Below are 12,958 nucleotides of genomic sequence, written 5' to 3' on the forward strand. Positions count from 1 at the left end.
ACTTGGCCAGACATCGTACAGGAAATACTTGACAATTGCTTGGCAAATATCCCCCGGGAATAAGTGGGACGGTGGGAAATAGCCGAAGTTGATCGCTGAAATAATCCCCTAACTTACTGTTTTAACTCGAAACCATGCAGCTGTCCGCGACCGACTGCGTGGAAAATTTGGGCCGATTGATCAGACGAGCGGGGCAGCGCCATGGCAACCCGCGATTTTTCAGGCACGCGCGCGTGGCGAGCGCAACTCGGGTAGAATGCCGCCCACGTAATGAGGGTATTGAAAATGGCTTTGGTCGGGCGCTACAACAGCTTGCAAGTGGTTAAACACACTAACTTTGGTTTGTACCTGGACGGTGCGCAAGATGGCGAAATCCTCTTGCCTAATCGGTATATCCCCAAAGATATTCCCAGTGAAGATGAAGACTGGCTTAACGTTTTCATTTACCTGGACAGCGATGACAAACTTATCGCCACCACTGAAAAGCCCAAAGTTCAAGTGGGTGAGTTCGCCAGTTTGAAAGTGGTAGAAGTCAACAGCATTGGCGTGTTCCTCGATTGGGGCCTGCCCAAGGACCTGTTGCTGCCGTATTCGGAAGAAAAACGCCAGATGACCGCAGGCGAATATTGCGTGGTGCACGTCTACCTCGACAAGCACACCAAGCGCATCACCGCCACTGCGCGCCTGGATCGCTACCTGGACAAGACGCCGGCCAACTACCAGGTGGGCCAGGAAGTCGACCTGCTGGTGGCCGAAGCCACTGACATGGGCTTCAAGGCGATCATCAACAACGAGCATTGGGGCCTGATCCACAAGAACGAAGTGTTCAAGTTCCTGCGCCCAGGTAAAGAAGAAAAAGGCTTTATCAAAGAGATCCGCGCCGATGGCAACATCAGCCTGAGCTTGCAGCCGGTTGGCCAGGAAGCGGCCTCCAGCCTCAACTCGAAGATCCTCGCCAAGTTGCGTGAAAACAACGGCAGCTTGCCGGTCAGCGACAAGAGCGATCCGGCCGTGATCAGCAACTTGTTCGGTGTGAGCAAGGGCAACTTCAAGAAGGCCATTGGTGCGTTGTACAAGCAGGGCCAGATCGTGATCCACGCGGATCGCATTGAACTAAGCTGACCCCGCTTTGCTCTTCTGTAGACGCCCGTCAGCGTCTACAGAGGTTGCATCAATGAGCAAGAAATCGCTGTTCGCCTACCTCGGCACGTTGCTTGCCTTCCTGGTGCTGGATGGTCTCTGGCTCGGTGTCCTCATGGGACCCACCTATAAATCCCTGCTGGGTCCACTGATGCTGGACCAACCCCGCCTGTTGCCCGCCACACTCTTCTATCTCCTGTACGTGCTCGGTTGCGTGGTGTTCGTGGTCTTGCCCAGCGCAAGCTGGCAACGCGCTGCACGCCTGGGTGCCTTGCTGGGCCTGGTCGCCTATGGCACCTATGACTTGAGCAACTGGGCCACGCTGCAAGGTTGGTCTACGCAGTTGGCGGTCATGGACATGGCGTGGGGCACCTTCTTGACTGCAGCCTGCTGCACGGCAGGTTATCTGTGTGCACATCGAGTGCAGCGCTGATTGTGTACAGGATTTTTGTGCACCGTTGCTGAGCGTAGGCCCTGTGTCCATGTCTGTTCCCCTCCCTTTGGAACGCCGTTCCAGAGGGATTGGGCTCAATTGGCACGCATTCTGCTGAATGCCTCGTATACAAACCATGCGGCCTCCCGTATGCATCCCCGTGACGGAAGTGCAGGCCGGTATTTCGAGGAGCCCCGCGATGACCGAACAATTGCCCAAAGGCTACAGCCCACGCCTGTATAACCAGGACCTGGGCCCGCTGCCGCAAAAGTGGAACTGGTACAACATTTTCGCCTTCTGGATGAGCGACGTGCACAGCGTCGGCGGTTATGTGTTCGCTGCCAGCCTCTTCGCCCTGGGCCTCGCCAGTTGGCAGGTGCTGATCGCCTTGCTCGCCGGGATCTGCATCGTGCAAGTGATCGCCAATCTGGTAGCCAAACCGAGCCAGCAAGCCGCTGTGCCTTATCCGGTGATCTGTCGCCTGGCATTTGGCGTGTTTGGCGCGAACATTCCTGCGGTGATTCGCGGCTTGATCGCGGTGGCCTGGTATGGGATTCAGACATACCTGGCGTCGAGCGCCTTGATCATCGTGGTGCTGCGCTTCTTCCCACAGATGGCGGTGTACGCGGAGCCGCATTTCGCAGGCTTGTCCTACCTTGGCTGGTTTGGTTTCCTCAGCCTGTGGCTGTTGCAAGCGGCGGTGTTCTGGGCCGGCATGGAATCCATCCGGCGTTTTATCGATTGGGCGGGGCCTGTGGTCTACGCGGTGATGTTCGCCCTGGCGGGCTGGATCGTGTGGAAGGCGGGCTGGATCGTGTGGAAGGCGGGCTGGTCGAACATCAGCTTTACCCTGGCGGAAAAATCGCTGTCGGGCTGGCAGGCCTTCGGCCAGGTGATCGTGGCGACGGCGTTGGTGGTGTCGTACTTCTCCGGGCCGACCCTGAACTTCGGTGACTTCAGCCGCTACTGCCGCAGCATGCAGGACGTACGGCGCGGCAACTTCTGGGGGCTGCCGGTGAATTTCCTGGCGTTTTCCCTGGTCACCGTGGTGATCGTCTCGGGCACTTTGCCGGTGTTCGGTGAAATGCTGCATGACCCGATCGCCACGGTTTCGCGCATCGATAACAGCATGGCGGTGTTGCTGGGGGCGTTTGCTTTTGTCACCGCGACCATCGGTATCAATATCGTCGCCAACTTCGTGTCCCCAGCCTTTGACTTCGCCAACGTTGCGCCGAGCAAGATCAGCTGGCGCGCGGGTGGGATGATCGCCGCAGTAGCGTCGATCTTCATCACACCGTGGAACCTGTTCAATAACCCGCTGATGATCCACTACACCCTGGATATTCTCGCGGCTTTTATCGGGCCACTGTTCGGCATCCTGCTGGTGGATTTCTACCTGATCAAAAAACAGCAGATCGACGTGGACGCGTTGTTCGATGACAGCCCGAGCGGACGTTACTACTTCGACGGTGGTGTGAACTGGACGGCGGTCAAGGCGCTGGTGCCTGCGACGCTGGTGGGCGTCGCGATCACCTTTACCCCGGCGTTGCAGGGCATGGCCAACTTTGCCTGGTTTACCGGCTGCTTCCTGGGTGGGCTGTTTTTCCTGGTGTTGGCGCGGCGTGAACAGGGGCGTGTGCCTGCACCGCTGGTTGCCGGCTGACCAGGATCGAGCCCGCCAACAGCAAGCCAGCGCCGGCCACCACCAGTGCCGGTTGCAGCCCACCACTCAGGTGGCTGCTGATCGAGGCCAGCAACGGCCCGCTCAATTGGCCGATGGCGAAGCTGGCGGTCAGCAGTCCGGTGCTGCGCTGGTAGCCGTGGGGCGCGACCTCGCGCAGGCGTGCCATCACCAACTGCATGCAGGCCAGGAACGGCCCGCCGCACAGCAGCACCCCCAATGCCAGGCCCCAGCCATTGCCCAGCAAGCAGGCAAACACTCCGGCCGCTTGCAGCCACAATGTGGTCATCAGCCAGCGGCGAGTGGTGTCTGGGTCCTTGCGGCGTAGGGTCGCCACCACCACGCCAATCGCGGCGGCCAGGCCGAAGCATGGCCAGAACAGGTCGGCTTGCCAGGCACCTTTGAATTGCGCGCTGGCCATCTGCGACAGGAACGTCGCCGGGATGATGTAACCAAGACCATACAACACATAGATCCAGCACAAGTGCGCGATGCTGCCGTTGCTTCCAGCATCGGTCTGGCCGACAACGGGCGTGCCGCTGGCGGAGGGCTTCGGCAGGAAAGGCAGGATGGCCAGCAACATCACCAGCGCCACCCCGCCATACACCAGCCACAATGTGCCCGAATTTTGCCCCATCAGATTCGAGCCCAACGCCAGTAAGCCAGTCAACAAAATCCCCAGCCCCGGCCCGGCGAAGACCAAGGCACCCAGGCGCGGACGTCCGGCGGCAATCGCCAGCGGCTGGCTCAGGCTGGTGATCATTACCAGGGCCCAGGCACTCGCGACACCGGTGCCAAAGCGCAACAACAGGTGCGGCCAGAACCCGTGGGCCCAGTACGACGCCAGGGTCAGCAGCACGCACAGCCACAACCCGCCATATAAACGCCCACGGACATGATGGTGGCTGCGCGCGAAGATCGAATCTACCGCGCCGACGAAGTAGCCCAGGTAGTTGGCGGCGGCAATCAGGCCGGCGCCGGTCAGGTCGATCTGCCCTTCACTGAGCAGATGGGGCATTTGTGGGGTGAGGGCGAAGCGGCCAATCCCCATCGCCATCATCAGGGCGACAAAGCTGGCGAGTAAGCGAACTAATGGAGACATGTTCAGTATTCCTGCGGGTAAACGAATACCCTCAGGCTAAAGTGGATTGACTTTCTGCAAAAATGAATAATAGTGAGTAACTTGTTCAGTTTTGGAGAAAGGTATGGAGTTCAGTCAATTGCGCATTTTCCAGGCGGTGGCGGAAGAGGGCTCCATCACGCGTGCGGCTGAGCGCTTGCATCGGGTGCCGTCGAACCTGTCGACGCGCCTCAAGCAAATGGAGGAGCAGCTCGGCGTAGAACTGTTCGTGCGCGAGCGCCAGCGCTTGCAGCTGTCTCCGGCCGGCAAGGTGTTGCTGGACTACAGCACTCGACTGCTGGCCCTGCACGACGAAGCCCACGGCGCGGTGCAAGGCGGGCAACCGGCCGGCGATTTTGTGGTGGGTAGCATGTACAGCACAGCGGCGGTGCATCTGCCGAAGCTGCTGGCGGGCTATCACAAGGCTTATCCAATGGTGAATCTTCAGGTGCAATCGGCACCCAGCGGAGAACTGCTCGAAGGGTTGATCACCGGCCGGCTGGATGCGGCATTTGTGGATGGCCCCATCACCATCGCTTCCCTGGACGGTGTGCCTTTGTGCGAAGAACGCCTGGTGCTGATCTGCGAGGCCGACCATCCGCCAGTACAGGGTCCGCAGGATGTGGCGGGGCGTTCTGTGTTCACCTTCCGTCGCAGCTGTGCCTATCGCACCCGGCTGGAAACCTGGTTTTCCCATGAGCGGGTGGCCATGGGCCGGGCGATTGAGATCGAGTCTTATCAGGGCATGCTGGCGTGCGTGATCGCCGGGTCCGGGGTGGCGTTGATGTCCGAATCCATGCTGGAGAGCCTGCCCGGCAAGGACAGCGTGTCCGTTCATCCGCTGAAAGGGCCTTTTGCCACTGCGACCACTTGGCTGATGTGGCGAAAGGGTATGCTCGGCGCTAACCTCAACGCATGGATCGACCTGCAGCAAGCTGGCAAGGCTGAGGTCCTGCACGACACGCGCGCCATTGCTTGAGCGATCCGTCAGGATTTTGATGAATTCAGTAATAGTTCGTTGTGGTTTCGTTCAAGCATTACGTAGGACTTAGGGCTACTATCACTGTAGGAAAAGGCGACAGAACTTGCGCCTACCAGCATTACCCTCAAAGGGGGCAACCATGAAAGAGAAAATTCAAAACTGGCTCCATGATCTGGGTGTTGCACTGGGCTTGATCGAGCCTCCGCTGCAACCCGTGCCGATTCGCACCGATGACGAGCAACGTCGCCCACGTCGCAGGTAAGTCCTGGAAGCGCTCACGCGATCCAATCGCGCGGGCGCTGACACCTCGGGTCGTTCTTCAGGGCGTGTTCGGTTCCCTGTAATCAGGCTGTATTCGCCGTACATTTCGTAGTGTCCGCAACTGTCTGACGAGGCATGCCTCATTGTCAGAGCCTTCTTCTTATTTTGTCATCCGTGCCCTTTTCCCGGTTCGTCCTTCTATATTTTTGCCTTCACATGGATGAATGGGCATTGGAATGTCGAGCATTGATAGCGAAGGCATGTTGATTTCCGAAAGAGTCGAACTCCGTCGGTTTCCAACGATCGAGCATGGGGATTTGCGTAGCGTGAGCGCTTTGGTAGTCCACCAGACGGATGCTCCGACGGCGCAACACACCTTTAATGCTTACCTTGCCAAGGGCAATGGAGCGCACTTTCTCATCGAGAAAAATGGCGTGATCTATCAGACGGCGAGCCTCAAAAAACGCTGTTACCACGTTGGGCGCTACCTGCGCTCCAAGTGCCTGGCAAAGGATAAGGCGACGTGCGATACCGCTCAAATCCAACCTATCCAGGCACTCACCTGGGCCTTGCAGATTCGAGCGCTGGACCGCTATGAGCGCACCAAGGACTACCCTGAGCGATACCCGATGAACGCGGACTCTTTGGGAATTGAATTGGTCGGCAAGCATCTGGATGCTGCCCGTTACGAGGACGTGACCGCTATGCAGAATCAATCCCTGCGGTGGTTGGTGGCTGAGTTGTATGGCCATTTCCGCCTGACGCCGGAGGACGTCTACACGCATCCGCAAATCTCCTACAAACATCCGGGTGAAGCCAGTAGCGCGGTGTGGCAATGAACCTGCGGCGAGGGTTGTTGGGCGTATGGGTGATACTTGCCGGGCGCGCGGCCTGCGCTGCGGATATCGACGGCATTGCCATCTCGGGCTTCCACTCCGAAGAACCGGAGCGCTGTCGACCCAGCGACGTTATGTTGGATGAGCGACAAGTCGCGTCCTTCTTCAAGCGCGCTGAACCTATTAACGCACGCACGCTGCATGACGAATACGACTGGGCACCTTGTTACCTCGAAGGCACACTGAAGTATCGCGGCAAGGCGTGTACTTGGCGGGTGAGGGCGGGGGCCACAGGGGAGATCGAATGCCCTGCAACCGAGCAGTATTTTGGCTGTAAGTCTTGCGGTGATTTGTTCGAACAGGTCCGCCTGGATGCTGAGTAAAAAAAACGGGCACGACATCCGACGTCGCGCCCGCTGAAGAAACCGCTCTAAATACAGTTGTATCTCAAACCGCGTTGGCCGCTACACCCGCTGGCCGGCGCGACAGCAAACTCACCACCACAAAACTCACCAGCCCGATCGCCAGGCTGTAGTAGATCGGCGTGTTTGCATCCAACCCGTCCTTGATCATGAACACCAGCGCCGTCACGAAGCCCAGGGTCATGGAGGTGATGGCGCCTGAGGTGGTGGCGCGCTTCCAGAAGATCGCGCCGATCAGCGGGATCAACATGCCGCCCACCAACAGGTTGTAGGCCAAGGTTAGAGCGCTGATCACATCGCTCACCACCAGGGCGATACCCAGCACGGCAATGCCGGTCAGCATCGTGAACAGGCGGTTGATGGCCAGGCTCGACTGTTTGCCGCCCCGCAGGCGTGGCAGCAGGTCTTCGGTCAGGACGGTGGAGGCGGCGAGCAGGCCGGCACTGGCGGTGGACATCATTGCCGCCAGTGCTGCGGCAATCACCAGGCCACGGATGCCGTCCGGCAGCGAGGCTTTGACGATGGCGGCAAAGGCGTTGTTGACGTTATCCAGGTCCGGGATCAGTACATGGGCGGCCATGCCGATCAGCGCACAGGCCAGGCCGTAGAGGATGCAATAGAAACCGGCGAACGTGCCTGCGTACTTGGCGACCTTTTCGTCACGGGCAGTGAACACCCGCTGCCAGATGTCCTGGCCGATCAGGATGCCGAAGAAGTAGATCATGAAGTAGGTGATGATGGTGTCCCAACCGATCGCGGTGAAGCTGAAACTCGACGCGGGCAGCTTGGCCACCAGTTCGTCCCAGCCGCCGACGCGGTACAGGCAGATCGGCAAGAGGATGAACATCAGGCCGACGGTCTTGATCACGAATTGCACGATGTCAGTGAGCGTCAGCGACCACATGCCGCCGATGGTCGAGTACACCACCACCACGCCACCGCCGAGCAGCACCGAGATCCAGAACGGCAGGCCGAACAGCACTTGCAGCACGGTGCCGATGGCCAGGATCGAGGTCACGCCGATCATCAGCGCGTAGGCCAGCATGATCACCGCGCTGGCCTGGCGGGCCATGGGGTTGTAGCGTTTTTCCAGCACCTGGGTCACGGTGAAGATCTTCAGCTTCAGCAGCGGCTTGGCCAGGAACAGGTTCAGCGCAATGATGCCCATGCCCAGCGCGGCACACAGCCAGAAGCCGGAGATGCCATGCACGTAGCCCAGGCGCACGGTGCCGACGGTGGACGCCCCGCCCAACACCGTTGCGGCCATGGTGCCCATGTACAGCGACGGGCCCAGGTTGCGCCCGGCCACCAAGTAGTCTTCGTGGGTCTTGGCGCGGCGCATGCCGTAGTAGCCGAGCACGAGCATGCCGGCGGCGTAGATGAGTACGACGAATAAATCCAAAGCCATGACGGCGGTTCTCCGATTATCTTTTTATTGTGATGAAGAGGCTTGCTGTGGTGAGGACGCTTGTTGTGGCGAGGGAGCTTGCTCCCGTTCGACAGCGAAGCTGGAGCCAGCTTTTTTGGGGCCGCTACGCAGCCCAGCGGGAGCAAGCTCCCTCGCCACAACGGCCGGCCCATAAACAGCCGCCGGTTCCGGGAACACACGAAGCAAGGTCAGGTACACCACCGAGGCCAGCCCCAGCGTCACCGGCAAACTGATATCAATGCCATCGGCCAGATTGCCCAGCGGCCCGACAAACTGCCCCGGCAGGTTGACGAAGCACAGGCCCACCAGCGCACTCGGGATCCAGGCCCCCAGCCCGCGCCAGTTCCAGCCATGGCTGAACCAGTAGCGGCCGCCGGTTTCACCGCGCGTGAACACCTGCAGGTCATCCGGGCAGTAGAAGCCGCGACGCACGATCAGGCCGATGATCATCATCACCATCCACGGCGTGGTGCAGGTGATGATCAGCACGGCGAAGGTCGACACGCTCTGCACCAGGTTGGCGGCGAAACGTCCGATAAAGATGAAGGCAATCGACATCACCCCGATCAGCAATGTGGCCTTGACCCGCGACAGCAGGCGCGGGAATACGCTGGACATGTCCAACCCGGTGCCATACAGCGACGTCGTGCCGGTGGACATGCCGCCGATCACCGCGATCAGGCACACCGGCAGGAAGAACCAGCTCGGCGCCACGGCCAGCAAACCGCCGACATAGTTGTTGGCCGCAATATAGTCCGGTGCCTTGATCGCCACGATGGTCGCGGTGGCCAGGCCGAACAGGAAGGGGATCAAGGTGGCGATTTGCGCCAGGACCACTGCCAGCATGATGCGTATTTTCGGCGTCTCACGCGGGATGTAACGCGACCAGTCACCCAGGAACGCGCCGAACGAAATCGGATTGCTCATGGCCACCAGTGCGGCGCCGATAAAGGCGGCCCAGAAGCCGGTCTGGCCCAGCGCTACAGTGCCGGCGTAGTGGCTGTCGAAGGCCGGCGCAAACGCGAAGATCCCCAGCAGGAACAGCAGGCTCGCCGCCCATACCGCAATGCGATTGACCCACAGCATGAAGCGAAAGCCGTAGATGCACACGGTCAGCACCAGAATCGCGAACACGCCGTAGGCCAGGCCCAGGCTCAGGTCGGTTTCCGGCAAGCCAATCAGACGTTTCGCACCGCCCACCAGCGCATCACCTGAACTCCACACCGACAGTGAGAAGAAGGCAATCGCCGTCAGCAGCGAGAGAAACGAGCCGACAATCCGCCCGTGCACGCCAAAGTGCGCACCGGAAGACACCGCGTTGTTGGTGCCATTGATCGGCCCGAACAGGCCCATCGGCGCCAGGATCAGCGCGCCCACCAGCACGCCCAGCACAATTGCCCAGACGCCGGCCTGGAACGACAGGCCGAACAGCACGGGAAAAGAACCCAGCACGGCGGTGGCAAAGGTGTTCGCACCGCCGAAGATCAGTCGGAACAGATCCTTGGGGCCGGCGGTACGCTCATGGTCCGGGATCTGCTCGACCCCGTTGGTTTCTATCTTGCGAATACTTTTATCGTTGTTTTTATTATTCATGATCTGCTCCGATCACATTGGCTAAGGGGGCGGCAGCCCTTCCGGCATAGCGGACAAATGTTCGTGACAGGCCAGCCACAGGCCTTGTTTTTGTTCTGTGCGAGACTCTTGCCGTTTGAAGACAATGGTCTCGCGTTCCTGGCTAAAAAATTGCTCCCCGTTCATGCGCAGCTCAGTGGCCACGTCATGCATGAAAATCGCCACGTCACCTTGCAGGCTGACAAAGGCGTTGCTCGAGGTGCAGGACAGCACCTCGAACCCCTCGTCCCGACGCCAGCGGTCCCACAACGCCTGGTAGGCGTCGCGACTGAGCAGCGGCTGGGGCAGGGTGTAGAACACGAAGCTGGCGTCCGCCGTGAACGCGCCGAAGTAGGCGGCGCGGTCATTGCGGGCGAAGGCCGCCACCAGGTCGGCGGCGGCTTGCAGTACTTCTTGGGCGCTCATCAGCGATGGGCCACGCCAGGCAGTACGCAGAGCATCTCGTACAGCAGGTTGGCGCCCAGCAGCGAAGTGTTGCCGGTGGTGTCGTAGGGCGGCGAAACTTCTACCAGGTCGCAACCAATCAGGTCGAGACCCTGGCAGCCACGGATGATCTCGATGGCCTGGATGGTGGTCAGCCCGCCGATTTCCGGGGTGCCGGTGCCCGGTGCCCAGGCCGGGTCGATGCCATCGATGTCAAAGCTCAGGTACACCGGACCGCCGCCGACTTTTTCACGCACTTCGGCCATCAAGGGCGCGAGGGAGTGGTGCCAGCATTCTTCGGCCTGGACCACACGGAAGCCCTGTTTGCGGCTCCAGTTGAAGTCTTCGGCGGTGTAGCCCTGGGCGCGCAGGCCGATTTGCACCACACGGTCGCAATCGAGCAAACCTTCTTCTACCGCGCGGCGGAAGGTGGTGCCGTGGGCGATTTTCTCGCCGAACATATGGTCGTTGACGTCAGCGTGGGCATCGATGTGCACCAGCCCGACCTTGCCGTGTTTCTTGTGGATCGCCCGCAGGATCGGCAGGGTGATGGTGTGGTCGCCGCCCAGGGTCATCGGGATCACGTCGTGTTCGAGGATCTCGTCGTAGGCTTCTTCGATGATGCGCACGGCGTCGAGCAGGTTGAAGGTGTTGATCGCCACGTCGCCGATGTCGGCCACCGACAGCGAATCGAACGGTGCGGCGCCGGTGGCCATGTTGTAAGGGCGGATCATCACGGATTCGGCGCGGATTTCACGCGGCCCGAAGCGAGTACCGGCGCGCAGCGAGGTGCCGATGTCCAGCGGCACGCCGACAAAGGCGGCATCCAGGCCCTTGGCCGTTTGCAGGTGGGGAAGACGCATCATGGTGGCGATGCCGGCAAAGCGCGGCATTTCGTTGCCGCCCAGTGGTTGGTGGAAAATCTTGTCCACGGGAGTGCCTCATCGTTGTTTTGTTTGTTAGGGGCCGATTCTGCGAAATACGTGGAAACGAAAGAATCGGCAGGGGCAAATACTTAGTTCAGATTTTTCTAAACTAATGCGCACAGGTAGACTGCAACGACCCACACCCGGAGCCGACCATGGCCAACGCCTTGCCCGACCTGAAACTCCTGCGCATCTTCGTCAGCGTCGTGCGGCACCAGGGGTTCGCCAATGCCCAGCACGAACTCAACCTGTCCACCTCGGCCATCAGCACCTACATGAGTCAGCTGGAAGCGGCGCTGGGCCTGGTGTTGTGCCATCGCGGGCGGGGTGGTTTCAGCCTCACCAGCAAGGGCGAGTTGTTCCATCAGGAAACCTTGCGCCTGTTGGGCGAGCTGGAAGGTTTCGAGCAGTACGCCGCCGCGTTGAAGGGCGAGTTGCGCGGCACGCTGAAGCTGGGTGTACTGGACTCCACGGTCAGCGACAAAGCGTTACCCTTCGCCGAAGTGATCGGCGCCTACAGCCTGGAACACCCGGCGGTGCACTTGCATCTGTCGGTGATGAGCCCTTACGAACTGCAACTGGGCGTGCAGGACAACCGTCTCGACCTGGCCATCGGCGCGTTTTCCAACCGCATGAGCGGACTGATCTACATGCCGCTGTACCGCGAGCAGCACTGGTTGTATTGCAGCACGCGGCATCCTTTGTTCAATGAACGGCGCATTCCCGAGCAGGTGATCACGCAGCAACGAATGGTCGGTCGCGGCTACTGGAGCCAGGCCGAATTGGCAAGGCACGGCTTCAAACACAGTGCCGCCACCGTGGAAAGTATGGAGGCGCAGTTGATCCTGGTGCTGTCCGGCGCCTACATCGGTTATTTGCCCGAACACTACGCCCAGGCCTGGGCCGACAAAGGCGATTTGCGCGTCTTGCTGCCGGCGACCTTCGGCTACCAGGCACCCTTCTCGATGATCATGCGTCGAGGTCGCAGCCGTGAACCGCTGATCCAGACGTTCCGCGACTTGCTCAAAGCCCAGCTCAACCAGGCCTGATAAACCATGTCCAGACCCCAATGTTCCCGTTGCCTCAGGCCTGTCGCCCACTGCCTGTGCGCGCTGATCCCCAGCCTCGATAGCCGCACCCGCGTGTTGCTGTTGCAGCACCCGAGCGAGGTCAACCATGCGCTGAATACCGCACGGCTGGCGGCGTTGGGGTTGAAAAATGCGCAGTTGGTAGTAGGGGAGGTGTTTGAAGACTTGCCGACGTTGTTGAACGTGCCCGGTTACCAGGCACGGCTGCTGTTTCCGGCTGACGACGCCCAGCCACTTAAAGCCTATGCGCCAGAAGATCAGCCGCTGCTGCTGGTGGTCCCCGACGGCACTTGGCGCAAGGCGCGCAAGCTTTTGCACCTCAACCCGCTATTGGCGGCGTTGCCAAGGGTGGCGTTGGCCGACAGTGCAGTGTCCCGCTATCGGCTGCGCAAGGCGCCTGGCCCCGGCGCGCTGTCGACAGTGGAAGCGATTGTGCAGGCGCTGGAGGTCCTGGAGTCGCCAGCTTCGTTTGCACCCTTGCTCAAACCCTTCGATGCGTTGATCGACGGCCAGATTGCGGCGATGGGGCCTGATGTGTTCAGACGCAACCATGGCGAGCAGTGAACATTCGGTGCCTTATTCCTT

The 12,958-nt window shown here is 60.2% G+C and carries 14 protein-coding genes; 9 read left to right on the forward strand and 5 right to left on the reverse strand.

The features are described from left to right. Nucleotides 1–285 precede the first annotated feature (285 nt). The 3 genes from HX823_RS03565 (at nt 286) to HX823_RS03575 (ending at nt 3,236) form a co-directional block, all read left to right on the forward strand. Nucleotides 286–1,122 (forward strand): S1 RNA-binding domain-containing protein, encoded by an 837-nt coding sequence (locus HX823_RS03565; protein WP_177074134.1) that lies wholly within the window; start codon nt 286–288, stop codon nt 1,120–1,122. Between the two features lie 52 nt (nt 1,123–1,174). After that, nucleotides 1,175–1,573: a DUF2177 family protein gene (locus tag HX823_RS03570; RefSeq protein ID WP_177074135.1), complete on the forward strand. Its 399-nt coding sequence runs from the start codon at nt 1,175–1,177 to the stop codon at nt 1,571–1,573. A gap of 199 nt (nt 1,574–1,772) precedes the next feature. Then, the gene (locus tag HX823_RS03575) at nt 1,773–3,236 is read left to right on the forward strand and encodes an NCS1 family nucleobase:cation symporter-1 (protein WP_177074136.1); all 1,464 of its coding nucleotides are present in this window, start codon (nt 1,773–1,775) and stop codon (nt 3,234–3,236) included. Here the strand turns inward: HX823_RS03575 and HX823_RS03580 are convergent. Further along, nucleotides 3,148–4,356, reverse strand: a complete 1,209-nt coding sequence (locus HX823_RS03580; protein WP_038847295.1) for an MFS transporter — start codon at nt 4,354–4,356, stop codon at nt 3,148–3,150. The genes HX823_RS03575 and HX823_RS03580 overlap by 89 nt on opposite strands. A gap of 103 nt (nt 4,357–4,459) precedes the next feature. Between HX823_RS03580 and HX823_RS03585 the strand changes: the two genes are divergently transcribed. The 4 genes from HX823_RS03585 to HX823_RS03595 all read left to right on the forward strand — a co-directional run bounded on the left by HX823_RS03585 (nt 4,460) and on the right by HX823_RS03595 (nt 6,836). Continuing rightward, nucleotides 4,460–5,353: a LysR family transcriptional regulator gene (locus tag HX823_RS03585; protein WP_038847298.1), complete on the forward strand. Its 894-nt coding sequence runs from the start codon at nt 4,460–4,462 to the stop codon at nt 5,351–5,353. A 142-nt stretch (nt 5,354–5,495) separates the two neighbouring features. Next, nucleotides 5,496–5,618 carry a PA1414 family protein gene (locus tag HX823_RS31905; RefSeq protein ID WP_003193089.1) on the forward strand — a complete coding sequence of 41 codons (123 nt, stop codon included), beginning with the start codon at nt 5,496–5,498 and terminating at the stop codon, nt 5,616–5,618. 235 nt (nt 5,619–5,853) lie between these two features. Next, entirely contained in the window at nt 5,854–6,456 is a 603-nt protein-coding gene (locus tag HX823_RS03590; RefSeq protein WP_038847313.1) for a peptidoglycan recognition family protein, read from the forward strand. Further along, nucleotides 6,453–6,836: a hypothetical protein gene (locus HX823_RS03595; RefSeq protein ID WP_177074137.1), complete on the forward strand. Its 384-nt coding sequence runs from the start codon at nt 6,453–6,455 to the stop codon at nt 6,834–6,836. The genes HX823_RS03590 and HX823_RS03595 overlap by 4 nt, the downstream gene beginning before the upstream one ends. A gap of 64 nt (nt 6,837–6,900) precedes the next feature. Here HX823_RS03595 and HX823_RS03600 read toward each other — a convergent pair whose 3' ends face one another. Genes HX823_RS03600 through speB form a run of 4 tightly spaced genes read right to left on the reverse strand, consistent with a single transcriptional unit; the run spans nt 6,901 to nt 11,291 of the window. Further along, nucleotides 6,901–8,283, reverse strand: a complete 1,383-nt coding sequence (locus HX823_RS03600; protein ID WP_177074138.1) for a sodium:solute symporter — start codon at nt 8,281–8,283, stop codon at nt 6,901–6,903. 24 nt (nt 8,284–8,307) lie between these two features. Next, nucleotides 8,308–9,897 (reverse strand): cytosine permease, encoded by a 1,590-nt coding sequence (locus tag HX823_RS03605; RefSeq protein ID WP_177074139.1) that lies wholly within the window; start codon nt 9,895–9,897, stop codon nt 8,308–8,310. A 21-nt stretch (nt 9,898–9,918) separates the two neighbouring features. After that, nucleotides 9,919–10,341: a nuclear transport factor 2 family protein gene (locus tag HX823_RS03610; RefSeq protein WP_038847685.1), complete on the reverse strand. Its 423-nt coding sequence runs from the start codon at nt 10,339–10,341 to the stop codon at nt 9,919–9,921. Further along, nucleotides 10,341–11,291, reverse strand: a complete 951-nt coding sequence (gene speB, locus HX823_RS03615) for an agmatinase (RefSeq protein WP_016976505.1) — start codon at nt 11,289–11,291, stop codon at nt 10,341–10,343. The genes HX823_RS03610 and speB overlap by 1 nt, the downstream gene beginning before the upstream one ends. Nucleotides 11,292–11,440: 149 nt before the next feature. Between speB and HX823_RS03620 the strand changes: the two genes are divergently transcribed. Beyond that, on the forward strand, nt 11,441–12,334 hold the full coding sequence (locus HX823_RS03620) for a LysR family transcriptional regulator (RefSeq protein ID WP_028617381.1): 894 nt from the start codon (nt 11,441–11,443) through the stop codon (nt 12,332–12,334). Between the two features lie 6 nt (nt 12,335–12,340). Next, complete coding sequence (locus HX823_RS03625; protein ID WP_177074140.1) at nt 12,341–12,937, forward strand: tRNA-uridine aminocarboxypropyltransferase; 597 nt, start codon at nt 12,341–12,343, stop codon at nt 12,935–12,937. Nucleotides 12,938–12,958: the final 21 nt, after the last annotated feature.

It is taken from the genome of Pseudomonas sp. P7759 (assembly GCF_013386445.1).
In the GTDB taxonomy this organism is placed as follows: Bacteria; Pseudomonadota; Gammaproteobacteria; order Pseudomonadales; family Pseudomonadaceae; genus Aquipseudomonas; species Aquipseudomonas azotoformans_A.

Bases quoted from the DNA above. Each gene is read 5' to 3' on its own strand.
- HX823_RS03565 (WP_177074134.1), top strand. From the start codon at position 286: ATGGCTTTGGTCGGGCGCTACAACAGCTTGCAAGTGGTTAAACACACT.
- HX823_RS03570 (WP_177074135.1), top strand. From the start codon at position 1,175: ATGAGCAAGAAATCGCTGTTCGCCTACCTCGGCACGTTGCTTGCCTTC.
- HX823_RS03575 (WP_177074136.1), top strand. From the start codon at position 1,773: ATGACCGAACAATTGCCCAAAGGCTACAGCCCACGCCTGTATAACCAG.
- HX823_RS03580 (WP_038847295.1), bottom strand. From the start codon at position 4,356: ATGTCTCCATTAGTTCGCTTACTCGCCAGCTTTGTCGCCCTGATGATG.
- HX823_RS03585 (WP_038847298.1), top strand. From the start codon at position 4,460: ATGGAGTTCAGTCAATTGCGCATTTTCCAGGCGGTGGCGGAAGAGGGC.
- HX823_RS31905 (WP_003193089.1), top strand. From the start codon at position 5,496: ATGAAAGAGAAAATTCAAAACTGGCTCCATGATCTGGGTGTTGCACTG.
- HX823_RS03590 (WP_038847313.1), top strand. From the start codon at position 5,854: ATGTCGAGCATTGATAGCGAAGGCATGTTGATTTCCGAAAGAGTCGAA.
- HX823_RS03595 (WP_177074137.1), top strand. From the start codon at position 6,453: ATGAACCTGCGGCGAGGGTTGTTGGGCGTATGGGTGATACTTGCCGGG.
- HX823_RS03600 (WP_177074138.1), bottom strand. From the start codon at position 8,283: ATGGCTTTGGATTTATTCGTCGTACTCATCTACGCCGCCGGCATGCTC.
- HX823_RS03605 (WP_177074139.1), bottom strand. From the start codon at position 9,897: ATGAATAATAAAAACAACGATAAAAGTATTCGCAAGATAGAAACCAAC.
- HX823_RS03610 (WP_038847685.1), bottom strand. From the start codon at position 10,341: ATGAGCGCCCAAGAAGTACTGCAAGCCGCCGCCGACCTGGTGGCGGCC.
- HX823_RS03620 (WP_028617381.1), top strand. From the start codon at position 11,441: ATGGCCAACGCCTTGCCCGACCTGAAACTCCTGCGCATCTTCGTCAGC.
- HX823_RS03625 (WP_177074140.1), top strand. From the start codon at position 12,341: ATGTCCAGACCCCAATGTTCCCGTTGCCTCAGGCCTGTCGCCCACTGC.